General features: G+C 69.1%; 14 protein-coding genes. 10 read left to right on the plus strand and 4 right to left on the minus strand.

Annotated elements, in window-relative coordinates:
• Positions 1-29 precede the first annotated feature (29 nt).
• The 7 genes from EAS64_RS29825 (at position 30) to crgA (ending at position 9,115) form a co-directional block, all read left to right on the plus strand.
• On the plus strand, positions 30-512 hold the full coding sequence (locus EAS64_RS29825) for an FHA domain-containing protein FhaB/FipA (RefSeq protein ID WP_145858449.1): 483 nt from the start codon (positions 30-32) through the stop codon (positions 510-512).
• A complete protein-coding gene (locus tag EAS64_RS47220) occupies positions 509-2,317 on the plus strand; it encodes a protein phosphatase 2C domain-containing protein (RefSeq protein WP_187366272.1) in 1,809 nt (602 codons plus the stop codon). The genes EAS64_RS29825 and EAS64_RS47220 overlap by 4 nt, the downstream gene beginning before the upstream one ends.
• Positions 2,318-2,322: 5 nt before the next feature.
• Positions 2,323-3,765 carry an FtsW/RodA/SpoVE family cell cycle protein gene (locus EAS64_RS29835; protein ID WP_246115944.1) on the plus strand — a complete coding sequence of 481 codons (1,443 nt, stop codon included), beginning with the start codon at positions 2,323-2,325 and terminating at the stop codon, positions 3,763-3,765.
• A 5-nt stretch (positions 3,766-3,770) separates the two neighbouring features.
• Positions 3,771-5,306 carry a penicillin-binding transpeptidase domain-containing protein gene (locus EAS64_RS29840; protein WP_145858451.1) on the plus strand — a complete coding sequence of 512 codons (1,536 nt, stop codon included), beginning with the start codon at positions 3,771-3,773 and terminating at the stop codon, positions 5,304-5,306.
• Positions 5,303-6,742: a serine/threonine-protein kinase gene (locus tag EAS64_RS29845; RefSeq protein ID WP_246115919.1), complete on the plus strand. Its 1,440-nt coding sequence runs from the start codon at positions 5,303-5,305 to the stop codon at positions 6,740-6,742. The genes EAS64_RS29840 and EAS64_RS29845 overlap by 4 nt, the downstream gene beginning before the upstream one ends.
• Before the next feature lie 36 nt (positions 6,743-6,778).
• Complete coding sequence (gene pknB, locus EAS64_RS29850; protein ID WP_145858453.1) at positions 6,779-8,704, plus strand: Stk1 family PASTA domain-containing Ser/Thr kinase; 1,926 nt, start codon at positions 6,779-6,781, stop codon at positions 8,702-8,704.
• 159 nt (positions 8,705-8,863) lie between these two features.
• Positions 8,864-9,115 carry a cell division protein CrgA gene (gene crgA, locus EAS64_RS29855; protein ID WP_145858455.1) on the plus strand — a complete coding sequence of 84 codons (252 nt, stop codon included), beginning with the start codon at positions 8,864-8,866 and terminating at the stop codon, positions 9,113-9,115.
• Positions 9,116-9,206: 91 nt separating this feature from the next.
• On the opposite strand, the gene EAS64_RS29860 is transcribed toward crgA, so the two are convergent.
• Positions 9,207-10,139 carry a rhomboid family intramembrane serine protease gene (locus EAS64_RS29860; protein ID WP_145858457.1) on the minus strand — a complete coding sequence of 311 codons (933 nt, stop codon included), beginning with the start codon at positions 10,137-10,139 and terminating at the stop codon, positions 9,207-9,209.
• 17 nt (positions 10,140-10,156) lie between these two features.
• Positions 10,157-10,681 carry a peptidylprolyl isomerase gene (locus EAS64_RS29865; RefSeq protein WP_145858459.1) on the minus strand — a complete coding sequence of 175 codons (525 nt, stop codon included), beginning with the start codon at positions 10,679-10,681 and terminating at the stop codon, positions 10,157-10,159.
• A 175-nt stretch (positions 10,682-10,856) separates the two neighbouring features.
• Here EAS64_RS29865 and EAS64_RS29870 point away from each other — a divergent pair, with 175 nt between their 5' ends.
• Both EAS64_RS29870 and EAS64_RS29875 read left to right on the plus strand, forming a co-directional pair.
• Positions 10,857-11,477 (plus strand): hypothetical protein, encoded by a 621-nt coding sequence (locus tag EAS64_RS29870; protein WP_145858461.1) that lies wholly within the window; start codon positions 10,857-10,859, stop codon positions 11,475-11,477.
• 139 nt (positions 11,478-11,616) lie between these two features.
• The gene (locus EAS64_RS29875; protein WP_145858463.1) at positions 11,617-11,841 is read left to right on the plus strand and encodes a hypothetical protein; all 225 of its coding nucleotides are present in this window, start codon (positions 11,617-11,619) and stop codon (positions 11,839-11,841) included.
• 4 nt (positions 11,842-11,845) lie between these two features.
• Here EAS64_RS29875 and EAS64_RS43930 read toward each other — a convergent pair whose 3' ends face one another.
• Complete coding sequence (locus tag EAS64_RS43930) at positions 11,846-14,659, minus strand: ATP-binding protein (RefSeq protein ID WP_187366273.1); 2,814 nt, start codon at positions 14,657-14,659, stop codon at positions 11,846-11,848.
• A gap of 140 nt (positions 14,660-14,799) precedes the next feature.
• Here EAS64_RS43930 and EAS64_RS29885 point away from each other — a divergent pair, with 140 nt between their 5' ends.
• The gene (locus EAS64_RS29885) at positions 14,800-15,978 is read left to right on the plus strand and encodes a hypothetical protein (protein ID WP_145858465.1); all 1,179 of its coding nucleotides are present in this window, start codon (positions 14,800-14,802) and stop codon (positions 15,976-15,978) included.
• A gap of 42 nt (positions 15,979-16,020) precedes the next feature.
• On the opposite strand, the gene EAS64_RS29890 is transcribed toward EAS64_RS29885, so the two are convergent.
• Positions 16,021-17,319, minus strand: coding sequence for a D-arabinono-1,4-lactone oxidase (locus EAS64_RS29890; protein ID WP_145858467.1), 1,299 nt, complete (start codon positions 17,317-17,319; stop codon positions 16,021-16,023).
• Positions 17,320-17,327 lie beyond the last annotated feature (8 nt).

Consider the following 17,327-nt stretch of genomic DNA (forward strand, 5'->3'; position numbering starts at 1 on the left):
CGACGCAGAAGCCGAGGACTCAGCAGGGAATGAATGCGCTCACCCTTACCCTTATCAGGGTCGCCTTCCTGGCCGTCTTGTGGCTCTTCGTGATCGCGGCCATCGGCGTGGTGCGCACCGACCTGCTCGGCACGGGGACGGCCAAGGCCCGTCGCGCCCGCAATCAGCCGCCCGCCCCGCAGCCGCAGCGACCGCCGAGGCCCGCACGGCCCGGCCGTGGCACGCCGCGCTTCCTCGTGGTAACCGAGGGCGGCCTGGCGGGCGTCAGCATCGACCTGTCGGACCAGCAGATCACGATGGGCCGGGCGAATGACGCCACGCTTGTTCTGAATGACGACTACTCTTCCAGCTACCATGCCCGGATATTTCCGCAGGACGGACAGTGGTTCGTTGAGGACCTCGGGTCAACCAACGGCACCTACCTGGACCGCCAGAAGGTGATCCGGCCCACCCCGGTCCCTGTAGGCGTGCCGATTCGCATTGGCAAGACCGTTCTGGAACTGCGCAGATGACACTAGCCCTCAGATACGCGATAAGGTCCGATGTCGGTCTCCTTCGTGAGGGGAACGAGGACTCGGCCTACGCCGGCCCGCACCTGCTCGCGGTCGCCGACGGCATGGGGGGGCACGCCGCCGGTGAGGTCGCTAGCGCCGCCACTATCACGACGCTCGCTTCGCTCGACTCCGATCCCCAGGGCGACCTGGTCGCCGCGCTGGAAGACGCCGTGGCCAGGGCGAACCTGCGGCTCCAGGAAATGATCATCTCTGACCCGGCGATCGAGGGCATGGGGACGACGCTGACCGCGCTGCTGTGGTCGGAGGGATACGCCGCGCTCTGCCATATCGGTGACTCGCGCGCCTACCTGCTGCGCAGCGGCCAGTTCGTGCAGATCACCCACGACCACACGCTCGTGCAGTCCCTGGTCGACGAGGGCAAGATCACCGAGGATGACGTCGCCACCCACCCGCACCGCTCGCTGCTGCTTCGCGCCCTCGACGGCCGGACGATCGCCGAGCCGGACCTGAACACCATCGAGACGCAGTACGGCGACCGTTTCCTGCTCTGCTCGGACGGCCTGTCCGGCGTCGTGACCGAGCAGACGCTGCACCAGACGCTCGGCTCGATCCGCGACCCGGACAAGGCCGCGCTGCAGCTTGTCGACCTCGCCATCAGGGGCGGCGGGCCCGACAACATCACCTGCATCGTCGCCGACGTAATCGACACGCAGTCCAGCCAGGTGCAGCCGACATGGAAGCCGGCGTTCGCCGGCGCGGCCGCGCACGGCGATCCGTCAGAAACCCGGCCGTCGGCACGGCAAAGCTCGCCCGCGACCAGGGCCATGCGGCTCACCAGGACCGCGCCGCAGCCGGCGGTGCCCGACGAGCCCACGACCGGGGTATGGCCGGCCGCCGGGTACCGAGACGGTTACACGGGAACGTTCGACAGCCCGGCGTTCGAACCCGGCGGCTACGAGCGCGGCGGGACGAGGACCGAGGCCGGCGGCAGGGTGCACGACACCACCGCGTTCGAGCGGCCCGATGGCTTCCCCGGATCCGACACCGGCCAGGACGACCTCCGCGAGGGGCGCAGGCGGCGCGGTGGCGGCCACCGCGCTAGTGGCGGGCGCGACCGGTACTACGATGACGACGACGGTCGCGGCAGGCGCCGCTGGCCCATCGTTACGGGCTCGCTTGTGCTCCTTGTGCTGCTTATCGGCGGCGGCCTGTACGGCGCCTGGCAGTACAACCAGCACCAGTACTACGTCGGAGTCAAAGACGGGTACGTCGCGATCTTCCGCGGCAGCAACGAGAGCCTGGCGGGCATCAACCTGTCCAGCCTTGTCAGCCGGTCGACCCTGCCGGTCAGCCAGCTGCGCGGCACCGATCAGGCCACCCTCAACCAGACGATTTCCGAGGGCAGCGTGAACGACGCGACGACGCTGATCGACCGGCTCCAGGCCAAGGTCGACCAGTGCCACACGGCCTGGCAGGCGCTGGCTACCTGGCAGGCCAAGAACACCGCGTACCAGCAGGCCCTGACGCACAACAGGACGTCTAAGAAGAAGGTCACGGTCCCGGCGAACCCCGGCCCGCAGCCGGCCAAGCCGGAGAGCGCCGACTGCGCGCCGTCGACCGCGTTCGGCATTCCGGTCTCGGCGCTGCCGAGCGGGCAGTCGAGCGCCACGGTGCCCACGCCGTCACGTTCGGCAACCGCGTCACCGAGTGCCAAGGCGAGCACTAAGGCGAGCACTAAGGCTTCCGCTAAGGCGACAGGCTCGCCGGCCAAGGCGTCCCCGAGCACGCGGGCGACCACGTGAGCAGCATGACAATGCCGTCACCGGCGCTGGGCAGCCAGCCGCCGGCGGAGGACACGGCCCGCAGGTCCACCGAGATGTGGATGGTCCTGTTCGCGCTCGGCATCGTCGCCTTCGCCTTCGCGAACACGGCGTTCAGCCTCAAGGGCCAGCACCTATCGATCATCGTCGAGTACATGCTCGCGTACGCGGTCCTCGTGCTCGGTGCGCACGTGGCGGTCCGCCGCTGGGCGCCCTACGCGGATCCTCTGCTGCTGCCCATCGCGACCCTGCTCAACGGGCTCGGCCTGGTGATGATCTACCGGCTGAACCAGGTGGGACGCGACGGCAACGCGAGCGCGGGCAGCCCGATCAGCACGCTCAGCCACAGTGCGACGGTCACCCAGATCATCTACACGGTGCTCGGCATCGCGATCTTCGTGGCGTTCCTCGCCTTCTTCAAGGACATCAGGATCCTGCAGCCGTACACCTACATTCTTGGCCTGGCCGGCATGTTCCTGATCGCGATTCCTGCGCTGCTGCCGTCGAGCATCAGCGGCGTGGCGGGAACAAACGCCAAGATCCAGGTGAGCATCGGCGGCTTCTCCTTCCAGCCGGAGGAGTTCGGCAAACTGCTGCTCGCCGCCTCCTTCGCCAGCTACCTGGTGGTCAACGGCAGGAAGCTGTCGCTGCTCACCGAGAAGTGGTGGATCTTCAGCTTGCCCAGGCGCCGTGATCTCGGTCCGATCCTGGTGATCTGGGCGCTGAGCATGCTGCTGCTGGTCTTCGAGGGCGACGTCGGCACCAGCGCGGTGTTCATGGGCCTGTTCGTGGCCATGCTCTACGTGGCCACCGGGCGCAGGTCGTGGGCGATCCTCGGCTTCCTGATGTTCATCGTCGGCGCCTTCCTCGCGGCCGAACTGGTGCCGCACGTGCGGCAGCGGTTCACCGTCTGGCTCGATCCGTTCAGCACTGCGAACCTCATCAATGCGCCGCAGCGCTCCTACCAGACCGTGCAGGGCCTGTACGGGATGGCCAACGGCGGCCTGCTCGGCAAGGGGCTTGGCAACGGCCAGCCGTTCTGGACGCCGCTCGTGCAGAGCGACCTGATCTTCACCTCCTTCGGCGAGGAGATCGGCCTGGCGGGCGTGATGGGGCTGCTGCTGCTCTACGGACTGTTCGTGCAGCGCGGCCTGCGCACCGCGATGCTGGTCAAGGACGAGTACTCCAAGCTGCTCGCCAGCGGCCTGTCGTTCATGTTCGCGCTGCAGGTGTTCGTGATCGTCGGCGGCGTGACCCGGCTGATCCCGCTCACCGGCATCACCACGCCGTTCCTGTCGCAGGGCGGTTCGAGCCTGGTGGCGAGCTGGCTGCTCGTCGCGGTGCTCGCGCGGCTCAGCGACGGCGCACGCCGGCCGGCGCCGAAGCCGATCCAGGACGAGGGGATGACTCAGGTGGTGTCGCTACGGTGACCGGGATGAACCGCTCGATCAAGCGGATCGCCATCGCGGTCCTCGTAATGTTCCTGATTCTGCTCGTCGACGTGAACTACCTGCAGGCGGTGCAGGCGCCGAGCCTGGCCAACCGACCGCTGAACGACAGGACCGAGTACGAGCAGAGCCAGGTGCAGCGCGGCAACATCGTGACCGCCGACGGCGTGACCATCGCCACCTCGGTGTCGGCCAACAGCGGCCTGTTCAAGTGGCAGCGCAAATACCCGGGCGCCGCCGTTTACGCGCCTGTCACCGGCTACGACACCATCTACACCCAGTCGCAGGCGCCCAACTACGCGGCGGGCGTGGAGCGCGCGCAGAACGCGCTGCTTACCGGCACCGGGTCGCAGCTAGCGTTCCGCAACTTCATCGACATGATCACCAACAAGCCGCAGAAGGGCGCGACCGTCCAGACGACGATCAACTCAGCGGCGCAGAAGGTGGCCTACCAGCAGCTTGAGCAGACCCTCCGGGGCAAGACGCTCAACGGCAAGCAGCAGGTCGGCGGCGTCGTCGCGCTCAACCCGTCCACCGGCGCGATCCTGGCGATGGCCTCCTACCCGAGCTACGACCCGAACAACCTCGCGGTACACGACACCACGCAGCTCAACAAGACGTTCACCGAGCTCACCCAGAAGAGCCCAAGCCCGCTTGTCAACAGCGCGTCGCAGACCACGATGCCGCCGGGGTCGACGTTCAAGATCGTCACTAGCTCCGCCTGGTACACCCAGGACTCCACGAGGAACACCAGCACGGTTGTCGACTCGCCGCAGCCGCTCATCCTGCCGAACGGCAACCCGCTCAACAACGACAACGGCGAGCAGTGCGGCAACGGCTCGGGCAAGACCCAGGTGCTCATCGCATTCGCCCAGTCGTGCAACACGCCGTTCGCGAAGATCGGCACCGAGCTCGGCGGCGCCACGATCAAGTCGACGGCTACCAGCTACGGCCTGAACAACCCGGCGGCGCTCGACGTACCCGGCGTGTCGGTCTCGCCGTCCAACTTCACCGCCGAGGCGGACAAGTCATTTACCGCCTTCGACGCGATCGGGCAGCATGACACCACGGTGACGGCGCTGCAGGAGGCAATGTTCGCGGCGACCGTCGCCAACGGCGGCAAGCTGATGAAGCCCTACCTGATCCAGCAGGTCACGGCCAGCGACCTGTCAGTTGTCCAGCAGACGCAGGCGCAGCAGCTGAGCCAGCCGATCTCGAGCACTGTCGCCGGCTATGAGAAGCAGATGATGACCGCCGTGCTGCAGGACAGCAATGGCACCGCCTTTCAGTTCAACTCGGGCAACGAGAACGGCCTCGTCATCGCCGGCAAGACCGGAACGGCACAGAACGGAAGCGGAAGCAACAACCCCGACGCGGTTTTCACCGCTTTTGCACCGGCTGACAACCCAAAGATCGCCATCGGCGTCATGATTCAAGGCGGTGGCTACGGGGCTGCCGCCGCCGCGCCGATTGCCGTCGCGGTCATCAACGCCTATCTGGCAACGCTGGGGAATCCACGGTGACCGAATACGTACTCGACGGCCGGTACGGGCTGATCGAGCGAATCGCGACCGGCGGAATGGGTGAGGTCTGGCGGGGCATCGACCAGATTCTCGGCAGGCCGGTCGCCATCAAGATGCTCGCCGCCATGCACGCGGACGACGAGCAGTTCCGCGCGCGGTTCCGCGCCGAGGCGCGGTACGCGTCCTCGCTGTCGCACCCGGGCATCACCCGGGTCTTCGACTACGGCGAGCACAGCCCGCTCGGCGGCCCTTACCTGGTCATGGAACTGGTGGACGGCCAGCCGCTTTCCGAGATCCTCGAGCGGTACCACCGGCTGGACCCGTACGTCGCGCTCGACATTGTCGCACAGGCGGCCCGCGCGCTCGACACCGCGCACCAGGCGGACATCGTGCACCGGGACATCAAGCCGGGCAACCTGCTGATCATGGCCGACGGCACCACCAAGATCACCGACTTCGGCATCGCCAAGGCCAACAGCCTCCAGGCGGTGAACCTGACCGCCACCGGCATCGTGATGGGCACGGCGCTTTACGTGTCGCCGGAGCAGGCGACGGGCTCGCCGCTGACCGGCGCCTCCGACATCTACTCGCTCGGCGTGGTCGCCTACGAGTGCCTGTCCGGAGATCCCCCGTTCATCGCGGACCAGCCGCTCGCCATCGCCATCATGCACAAGCACGACCCGGTGCCAGCGCTGCCGCCCGACGTGCCCCGCCCGGTCGCCGAACTGGTGTACGCGATGCTGGCGAAGACGCCGGACGGGCGCCCCGGCTCGGCCCTGCACGTGGCCGACCGCGCGGACGTGATCCGCGACGCGAGGTCCGGCGGTTTCGCGGGTCCGGTCACCTCGGATCTCCCCGTGGTGCCCAATTTCCCGACGACCGCCCACCCCGCTAATTTTTATCAGAATGATGCCGAACGGTTGCGTGGCTCGCGCCGTCCACGCACGCGAGGCTTCCTGTTCGCCGGCATCGCCGTGGCTACCTGCGGAGTCATCGCCATCGTGGCCGTGCTGCTGTCCGGCGCGGGCACGCCAACCGCAAAGGGGACGGGCAAGCCGGGCGGTCCCGGCTCGTCGGCCAGCCGGGCAGGCGTGCCGACAACGGCCTCCTTGCCGGGAAGTACGGCGGGCCAAACTGACCCAGGCACTAATCTAGGAACGGCATCGGGGACCGCCGCCCCGTCATCGTCGAAGTCAGTCAGCCCGACGGCGACCAGGCGGACATCCCCGACACCAACGCACGATTCGCCGGCGACGAGCACATCCCCTGCCCCGCCGACGACAACCACGGCGACTGCGCCGTCAACAACAGCCACGTCGACGGCGCCGACCACTCCGCCGGCGTCGACGACAACAACCAGCCCGACGCCCACTTCGCCGTCGGCCACGCCGACGGACTCAACGGCCCTGCCAGGGCACCAGAGGCACGGGGGATGACACTTCGATGCAGGATGGTTTGGAAGAGTGCGAGACATGACACAGCCCCGGCTGCTCGGTGACAGATACGAGCTAGATGGCGTCGTTGGACGGGGTGGCATGGCGGAGGTGTACCGCGCCCGCGACCTCCGGCTTGACCGCATCGTCGCCATCAAGACGCTGCGCACCGACCTCGCACGCGACCAGACGTTCCAGGCGCGGTTCCGCCGGGAGGCGCAGTCCGCCGCATCGCTGAACAACCCGTCGATCGTCGCCGTGTACGACACGGGCGAGGATCTGTCGAGCGGGGTGCCCGTTCCCTTCATCGTGATGGAGTACGTCGACGGCCGGACGGTCAGGGACCTGCTTATCGAGGGTCACCGGCTGCTCCCGGAGCGGACGCTTGAGATCGTCCTCGGCGTCCTGCGCGCCCTTGAGTACAGCCACCAGGCCGGCATCGTGCACCGGGACATCAAGCCGGGCAACGTGATGGTGACCCGCAACGGCGATATCAAGGTGATGGACTTCGGCATCGCCCGCGCGATGAGCGACGCCCAGGCCACCATGACGCAGACCGCGCAAGTGATCGGCACCGCGCAGTACCTGTCGCCGGAGCAGGCCCGGGGCGAGCGGGTTGACGCCCGCTCCGACCTTTACTCCACCGGCTGCCTGATGTACGAGCTGCTCACCGGGCGCCCGCCGTTCACCGGCGACTCCCCCGTGGCGATCGCCTACCAGCACGTGCGGGAGAATCCGATCCCGCCCTCCCGCCTGGACCCGTCGCTGCCGCCCTGGGCGGACTCGATCGTGCTCAAGGCCATGGCCAAGTCGCCGAACGACCGCTACCAGTCGGCCGCGGAGATGGCGGCGGACATCCAGCGCGCCGCGTCAGGGATGCAGGTGGCCGCCTCGATGCAGCCGCCCACCAGGGCCGAGAATTACTACGACTACCAGCAGCGCACCCAGCACATGGGCCCGCAGACAATGATGGGCGCCGCGCCGACCACGGTAAGCCCGTACCAGACGGGCGGCTTCCAGACCGGCTACCAGCAGCCCTACCCGTACGGTGACGGCGGCTACAACGGCAACGGCGAGCCCGAGAAGCAGGGCGGCGGACGCCGCTGGATCCCGTGGCTGATAGCCGGGCTCGTGGCCGTCGCGGCGATTGTGGTGGCCGTCATCCTGCTGCAGGGCCACGGCGGTGGTAACACGTTCGTCCCGACCGGCCTGAACGGCGAGACGCAGTCTCAGGCGGTCAGCGACCTGACTGCCGCGGGCCTGAAGGCCGACGTCATACAGCAGGTCAGCGCTGACACCGTGAAGGGCCACGTGATCAGGACGGATCCGGCGGGTGGCGACAGCATCGCCAAGAACGGCACCGTCAAGGTCTACGTCTCCACGGGCGCGGGAACGATCAAGATCCCCGACGTCACTAAGCTGTCGCAGCAGGACGCGGAGAACCAGCTCAAGAACGCCGGATTCACCAACGTCCAGACCCAGACCGATGACCAGTCGACACTCCCGACGGGTGAGGTCGACCACACGCAGCCGGTCCCGGGCACCCCGATCCCGTCGGATCAGCAGATCACGCTGTTCGTCTCCGGCGGCAGCGTGAAGGTGCCAGACGTGATCAGCGGCGGCCTCACTCAGTCCGAGGCGCAGACGGTGCTGAACGGCGACGGGTTCAACAACATCCACTTCATCGTCATAGCCGCGCAAAACGGCCAGATGGTCGAGCCGGGCACCTGCTACTTCCAGAATCCGACCGCGGGGACTGTGAAGCCGACAAGCACCCTGATCACGGTGTACGTGCAGCCAGCGCAGACGTCCACGCCCACGCCGTCCACATCCACGACGCCGACGACTTCGACATCGCCGACCACCACGCCAACCGACACGGCGACGGCGACGCCGACCGACACCGCGACCGCCACCCCGACGGACACGGGCAGCACGCCGCCGGGGCCTGGCAACAACGGGTAGCACCCGGCCAGCCAGCCTTAACGAGTGCCGTGACTTAACCGATCGCCCGGCCGCACCGAGTGCGGCCGGGCGTTTCGTTATCCTTCCGATTGCCGTAGTACCGGCCATGGTGCACTACGCTTTCCCCGAACAGTCGCTGTTACGAGCAGGAGGTGCGCGGTGCCTAAGTCCCGCGTCCGGAAGAAGCCGGTTTATACGCCGCCGCCGACGCGGTCGCCCAAGCGGGCCGTGAGCCCGGCATGGCTGGCGCCCACGATGATCGCCTGCTTCGTGATCGGTCTTGTCTGGATCTCGCTCTACTACGTCACCGCGGCGAACATGCCGGTGCTTCGCACGCTCAGCGGCTGGAACCTGGTCTGCGGTTTCGGGCTCATCGTGGCCGGCGTGGTCCTCGCCACCAGGTGGCAATAGCGCCCTGAGTCGCCCGTCTCGCGGCCGTCCTGCGACCGAGTGAGTACCGTTGGGCCGACCCAAGCCGGCAATGCGGTACTCACTCGATCGACTAAGGCTGTAAGCCGAGCTGGCTCGTCAGGTGGTGGGCGCGCAGCACCGCGATCACGATGATGATGGCCAGGATGAGGAGCGCCGCGCCTGCCTGGAAGACCGTGCGGTTCTTGCGCGGGGCGTAGGCGAAGGCCGCGGTGGTCACCGCGCCGACGATCAGCCCGCCAACGTGGTCCTGCCAGGCGATCGTCGAGCGGTAGATCAGGCTGAACACCAGGTTGATGCCGATGATCACGACGATGCCGCGGACGTCGAGTCGCAGCTTCCTCGCGACCACGAACCAGGCGCCGAACAGGCCGAAGATCGCGCCGCTGGCGCCTAGCGCCAGCACGTAGGGCGGCCCGAGCAGGAAGAACGCCACCCCGCCGCCGAGGGCGCTGAGCAGATAGACGGCGACGAAGCGGGCCCGGCCGAGCAACTGCTCAAGGCTCGGCCCGACCACGATCAGCGCCCACATGTTGAACAGGATGTCCATGAACCCGAGGCCGCCGAGGCCGGTGGCCGGCGGCAGGAACGCGGACGTGATCAGGCGGTACCACTGGCCGGCCGCGATGCCCTGGACCGGCCCGCCGGAGGCGTACGACGCGTAGCCGAGCAGCCCCCAGTCGGTGCCGATGCTCGGCTTGGCGAGCTCGACGAGGAACAGCAGGACGTTGATGCCGACCAGGGTCCACGTGACGATCGCGCCAGCGGCCTGCCGGCCGCCGAACACCGTCCGCGCCGCCCGGCCGCCGCTGCTGGCGCCGCGCACGCATTCGACGCACTGCTGCCCGACTGCCGCCTCGCGGAGGCAGTCGGGGCAGGCGTGACGACCGCACCGGACGCAGGAGACCCAGGTCTCCCGGTCGGGATGCCGGTAACAGGTGGGCGGGACATCGTTCCCTGAAGGGATGTCCTGCCCGGAAGGCAGGTCGTGACCCGGCGCGGTCATGAGGGGTTACCGCTTCCCTAGTCCTGGCCGCGCTGGATGCTGACCGACTCGAGCACCACGTCCTGGACGGGCCGGTCGCCAGGGACGGTCTGCACTCGACTGATCTTTTCCACCACGTCGGCGCCGTTAATCACTTCGCCGAAAATCGTGTGCTTGCCGTTGAGCCACGGGGTCGGCACGGTGGTGATGAAGAACTGCGAGCCGTTGGTGCCGGGACCCGAGTTGGCCATGGCAAGCAGGTACGGCTTGTCGAAACGCAGGTCCGGGTGGATCTCGTCGGCGAACCGGTACCCGGGGCCGCCGGTACCCGTGCCGAGCGGATCACCGCCCTGAATCATGAAACCGGTGATCACCCGGTGGAAAATCGTACCGTCGTACAGCTTGTCCTTGGTGGTGGCCCGGGTGCGCGGGTCGGTCCACTCGCGGCCGCCCTCGGCGAGCTCGACGAAGTTCCGGACCGTCTTCGGCGCGTGGTCTGGGAACAGCCGGACAGTGACCGTCCCCTGCGTCGTCGTCAGCGTCGCGGTCGTTGCTTCCGTCATTTGCTTGACTCCGGTTTTCATCGTGAAGCCGGGGAAACCCGGCATTACTCAGGTCTTGCGACTGCTTTACCACCGTACCGGCTCCACGGTAGTGGGCCCTCAGTCGTGCCCAAGATGATTGAACCGCGGATCGCTGGGAACTTTGAGCTACCGAGAAACGGATGAGGGGGTACTCGTGTTCCTGGACAAGTCGAAGTCCGATCTCAGCACCGCAACTACGGCCAAGGCCGTAAAGCGGGCACGGGCGGCCGGGATGGCCGCAGCGTCGAACGCCTCGAAGGCGGCACAGAACGCCGCCGTCGCGGCACAGCAGGCGGCGAACGCCGCACAGGTCGCGGCACAGCAGGCGGCGACCGTCGCCGTCGCCAAGGCACAAATCGCGGGCGACACCGCGACTGGCCTGAACAAGCAGATGAAGGTTCAGGTCGTCAGCGCTCGCAGGTGGGCGGCCCCGCGTCTTGAGGACGCGGCCGACTACACCACGGGCACTGTCGCGCCCAAGGTGTCCTCGGCGCTACGTTCGGCGGCCCGTCAGGTCAGCCCGGTCGAGCCGAAGTCGAAGAAGCGCTCGGCACTGAAGTGGTCGCTGCTCGCCGCGGCCACCGCGGCCGGCCTTGGCGCCGCCGCTGCCCTGGTCAGCTATCGCTACCGCGCGGCGATCGCCGCCGAGAGCGATATCACGGACGAGGAAGGCATGGGGAGGCCGTCGTCGGCGGCCGGACCCGACGGCGCGACGCAGAAGGACCCAAACGCTGATACGTCAGTGAATGGGCGGGTTGCAACGTCCAGTTGGTAAAGCAGTGCAACGGGTGACCTCCTGTCGCGGATGATCCCTTGACACTGTGCGGATGCACGTTCATTTTGAATACGGGCACACTGTCATCTCCCGGGGAGCGATTCCCCTACGGGGCGCAGTCCCACTCCGGGAGGTAGCGATGGCAGGGTCCGACGAGCAGGCCGCGCAACTGGAAGCAGATTTTCCCGGGTGGCACATCTGGCACAGCAATGCTGGGCGCTGGTGGGCCACCCGGACCGGTCTCGTGGTACGTCGCGATGACCTTGGCACCGGACGCGTCATGACCCTGGACGCCGACGACGCCGGGGCGCTGCGCGAGGAGCTCGCTGCCCAGATCAGCCTCGACCGCGAGGTCGGGGCATGAACGCCTAGCCCTCCTCCTCCCGCGGCAGGAAGCGGCGCGGCCACTGGCACTCGATGAACGCGTCAAGCAGTTCCCCCGCATGCCCGGCGGGCAGCGTGAGCGCCCCCGCCGTCCGCTCCCCGCGCAGCAGCCACTCCGGCTCATCGGGCAGGCATCGCCATTCGTCGCGGTAGGCCCGCGCCAGCAGAACGTCTGCCACATGCGCCGCGAGCGAGCGCGGCCTGACGATCTCGCCGCGCGCCGCCACGGCGGCGTCGATGGCATGGGACAGCGCACACTGCGCCACGCGCGGCGGCAGCGCCCGCAGCGCGGCGAGCGTGGCGGGAACGGGCACCGGGACCGGCCATCCGGTCAGGTGCGCGAGCACCGCGAGTTCCGCCCACAGCCCTGTCCACGGCAGTTCGCCGAGCACCCGCTGCCCGGCGCGCATGTCCCGCAGCGTGCACGGGCGCAGCGCGCATTCGCCGCCGCAGGTGACCGACCGGGGGCTGACCACGCCACGCGGATCCGCGGTGGGTGCGGGCGAAGCGCGCTCCCGTTCGGTGCCGTCCTTTATCTGCACGAGCACTGGAAAGTCCATGCCGTCGGAGAAGACCGCCGCCTGCCCAGGCGGCAGGGTGACCAGGTACCGCGACTGGGCGGGCGTCGCGTTCATCGTCGCGCCGACCGCCTCCCTGTCATCGGCGGCCGGGAGCCGGTGGGTGATCTTCACCGCGGTGTTCTTGATGACGTCTGCCAGCAGCCGGGCCGGAATCTGCTCGGCGATCACCAGGCCCTCGCCGTAGGCGCGGATCTCCGCGAGCAGGCCAGCGAACAGCTCCACCGCGTGCGCGGCGGCGCCCGCACCGCCCTGGCTCGCGGGTTCCGGGCGGCGCAGCAGCCGGTGTGCCTCCTCGACCACGGTCAGGTGCGCGAGACCAGGCGCCGCCTGGCCAGCTGTCCTGCTGGCCAGCCGCAGGTGCTCGGCCAGCCTGATGAGCACGGTTCCCATCAGGAACGCCTTGTCCGCGTCGTCGCCCACATCCTCGATCTCGAGCACGACGTTCGACCGCAGCAGCGCGCCGAAGTCAAGCGGGTGACCGCCCTCGAGGAACCGCCCGGTGGTGCCATGCCGCAGGCTGGCAAGCCGGACCCTGATGAAGCCGAGCACGTCGTCGGTGACCCGCTGGCTGTAGCCGATCTCCGCCACGACACGTTCCGCGGCGCGCTGCAGCCCGGTGAGCGTCGGGTAGGCAGCCTCGCAGCCGGACGGCTCGCCGAGGGCGAGATCCCAGCCAGCCTCCTCGTACACCCGGCCGAGGGCTGCGCTGAGCACCTGCGGGAACGGCTCCTCGGCCTGGAACGACGCGACGAACAGGGCCTTCACCAGGTCGGCGTGGGTCTGCAGCGGAAACCTGGCGCCGTTGCCGTCGCCGGCGGGCTCGAGCGGGTTGAGCCCGGCGGCGATCGCGTCCGGCTCGCCCGGCCTGATCCTGATTACCTCGGTGCCGGGCAGCCGGTTCGCCATCAGCCGGTACTCGGCCTTGGCCGGCTCGACGACCAGCCATGGGATGCCGCGACCGGTCGCGGCCTCGAGCAGGCAGCGGACGGTCTGCGACTTGCCCGCGCCGGTCGCCCCGCAGACGAACACGTGCCTGTTGAGAGAGCCTGCGGCCACGGTGAACGGGCCGGCGGGCCGCAGGTTCCTGTCGAGCACCTCACCGAGCCTGACGGCTCCGGCATCAGTTCCGGCGGCTGGCGCCTCCGGTGTCACGTCGAACTCCGGTCGCAGCGGGAAGCGCACGCCCGGCACCTCCGCCTCCGGCGGCCGGGCAAGCGAGGCGAGCAGCCCGGTCGACCCGTAGAACGGAGCGGCGGGGCTGCCGTCGCCGCCGGGCTCCATGGCTGTCCCGGCGGCCGGAACGGTCCCGCGTGCGGGGGCGGTCCCGGCGGTCGGGGCGGTCGCCGCGGTCGCGGACGGGCTCGCCGTGACCGGGCTGAGCGCGTAGGGTAGCCCGGCGAGGTCGGCGGACGCGCACAGCAGCCCGGCGACCCGCGCGGCGCTCGCTTCGTCGGTCCCGCCCGCCGCCACCGTGATCCGCCAGAATCCCTCGGACAGGCCGCGCTGGAACTCCGCGTGCCGCTCCTTGAGCCGCCGCGCCTGCGCGGCTCGCTCGGGAAACCGGTCGGCCGACGCCTCCGCCAGCCGCTGCCGTCGTCCCGCCTCCTCGGCCAGCGCGAGCAGCCGGCCGGGCGGGACGGGCTCGGCAACCACCAGCCAGCCGAACGCCCCGGTCCAGCTCCCGAGCAGTCCCTCGTCGAGCGACACCCGGCCGCGCGTCGCCGGTTGGGCGGCATCCCGGTCTCCATCGGCGGCGAGCAGCCCGTCGCTGATCCCGGCGACCTCTCGCCAGCAGCCGAGACCCCGGATCAGCCCGCCGAGCGCCGCCGCGGTAAGCACCGATCCCCGGGCTCCCGCAGGCAGGGCGAGCAGCACCTCGCCGTCCGCTCCCGCCGGGCCGCCTGCCAGCGCCTCCCCGGCCACCACCACCCGTACCGGACCGCCGGCCGCCAGGCGCACCCAGCCGAACGCCAGCGTGCCGTAAGCGCAAGGCTCTGCCGTCCCCGCGTGGTAGGCGGCGGTAAGCGCCGCGGCCCGCTGCCCGCGCCCGGCATCGGCGGGCTCCCAGCCGGCGGTGGCGTCGTCCCGGCGCGGTATCTCACCGATCAGGTAGCCGGCCAGCTCGCGCAGTAGCGCGACGAGGCCGTCGCCGTACCCGCCGTCAGACATCGCCGCCACCGATCTCGCCCCGCCCGCCCCGGCGCGCGGATAACTCACCGTTCTCATAGGAACACGTATCGAAGCGATGCTCGGCTCGACCGAATTTGCGGGCCCGCGGGTGCAACCTCAACTCTTCATTTGCGCGTCTAAGGGGTACATGCAATCTGGCGTTGCAAGTCCGGATGGCGGGAGCCGCGATGAAGCGCTTTGCAGGGTCTCTGGTTGCTCCCGCAATCGTCGCGACTGCCGTGCTCGGCACCGCCGCGCTCAGCGTCATCGCCGGCAGCCCGTTCGAGAACCTGTCCAAGGCCAACACGGTGTCGCCTGGCGCGACGACGACGGCGGACCGCGTGACGGGGAAGACCCCGGGCTGGCGGGTGATCGCCAAGGTGGGGCCGTACGGCAGGCAGGTAGCTGGCGCGCTGACCGCGGGCACGCCGAAGGCCGCCTGGTCGGTATGGAAGGGCCAGGGCTTCACCGCGGTGGACCGCTGGAACGGCACCGCGTGGAAGCAGGTCGCAGTGCCCGCCAAGCTGACCGGCGCCGTCCGCTCGGCGGTCGCCTTCGACGGCAACACCCCGGGCAACTTCTGGCTCTTCGACTCCAGTCATCCGGCCACGGCGCTGCGCTACTCGGGCACCAAGTGGGCAACGCAGCAGATCCCGTCCTGGGCGCTGCGCAAGCAACGGGGCGGCGCCGGCTACAACGTCGTCGCGAACGTGTGGGGCACCTACTCCAGTTCGCACGTCTGGGTGTTCAGCCTGAACGCCGGCGCCTACGCCGCCTACTACAACGGCCACGCCTGGCATAAGGAAAGCCTGCCGGCGACGCCGCTCGCGGTCGACGTGGACGCGTCCAACGACATCTGGGCGCTCGGCGCGCGCGAGATCATGCACTGGAACCCCTTCAACGGCGGCTGGCACACGATGCCGCTGCCGCCGATGCCGCCGGGGGGCGGCATCCTGCCGGAAGGAACGATCCAGTACACGCAGCTGACAGCGGCGAGCCCGGCTGACGTCTGGCTCGTCGGCCAGGTCACCGCCACCGCGGGCCCCGCCAAGAACGTCTGGTTCACGCAGCACTGGAACGGCAAGTCGTGGGGCTTCAATGTCGGGCCGACCAATTTCGTCGGCAGTGTCGCCCCCGACGGCCACGGCGGCCTGTGGGCAGACAGCATCGACGCCAACCCCGGCGGATTCTGGCTGCTCGACCACTTCTCCGGCGGCAAGTGGACGCAGCTGACCCTCCCGCCGGGGGTCTGGTCACAGTCGCCGCTGACACTGACCTGGATCCCGGGCAGCCGGTCCCTGTGGGCCACCGCGCAGAGCATCGGCGCCAAGGGCAGCAAGGCGCTGATCCTCAAGTACGGCCCCTGATCATCACCCGCACCTAACCCCCAGGGAGCGACATCGGCCGACTCAGCTACCGAACACTTGCTCGAGGTAGGGGTTGGCGAACAGCCGTCCGGGGTCGGTCTCGTCGCGGAGCCGGAGGAAGTCTGCGAATCGCGGATAGACGCCGCCCAGGTACTCCGCGTCCCTGGTGTGCATCTTGCCCCAGTGCGGACGGCCACCCGCCGCCGCTACGATCGACTCGAAAAGCCGGAAGTAGTCCTTATACGGCAGACCGCTGTACTGGTGGATGGCCACATAGGCGGACTCGCGGCCGTAGGCGGTGGACAGCCAGATGTCGTCGGCCGCAGCGACCCGGACTTCGACAGGGAACATGACCGCATCCGCGAGCCGGGGCACGCCGGCCCGCAGTTCGGCGAGCACGTCGAGCAGCGCCTCGCGCGGGACGGCGTACTCCGATTCCGTGAACCGCACTCGGCGCGGTGACACGAACACCTGGTGGGACGGCGCGGAGTACGTCCGCTTGGACAGCATGGCCGAGGTGAGCCTGCCCAGGGGCTTGATCGTCGCGGGCAACGCCCGTCCGGTCCGGCACAGCGCGCCGAAGGCGGCGTTCTCGATCACCTCGTACTCGTAGAACCGCCGCCACCGTGGCATGGCACCAGGGCCGCCGCCATGGGCGACCCGGTTATTGCGCTTGAGCAGGGCGTTCTTCCCGTAGGGGAACCAGTAGAACTCGAAATGGTCGTTGCTGTCCGCGAACTCGCCGAACCGCGCCAGAACCTCGTCGAGAGCCATCGGCTGCTCCTCGGCGGCCAGCGTGAACGCGGGCAGGCATTGCAGCGTCACCGTCGAGATGACCCCGAGCGCGCCGATCGACACGCGGGCCGCGGCGAACAGGTCGGGCCGCTCGTCTGCCGAGCAGGCGACGATCGAGCCGTCAGCGAGGACCAGTTCCAGCCCGGTCACCTGGGCGGCGAGCCCGCCGAGTCGCGCGCCCGTGCCGTGGGTGCCTGTCGATATCGCACCGGAGATCGTCTGCGCGTCGATGTCGCCGAGATTGGCCATGGCGAGGCCGAGGGCGTCGAGCGCGGCGTTCAGGTCCCTGAGGGTGGTGCCCGACCGGACGGTGATCAGCCCGGATTCCAGGTCGGCGGCGACAATGCCGGTCCAGCCGGAAAGGTCGAGCGCGACACCAGATGTCACCGCCGCGGGGGTGAACGAGTGACCGCTGCCGAGGGCCCTGACGGTCAGGTCGTCCTTCGCCGCCGTCGTCACGGCGTCCGAGATCTCCTCGGCGCTGCGCGGCCAGCGCCGTCGCGCCGGGTCCGCGCTCGCCGTTCCTGCCCAGTTCTGCCAGGTCATTGATCCAT

It is taken from the genome of Trebonia kvetii (genome assembly GCF_007827045.1).
In the GTDB taxonomy this organism is placed as follows: Bacteria; Actinomycetota; Actinomycetes; order Streptosporangiales; family Streptosporangiaceae; genus Trebonia; species Trebonia kvetii.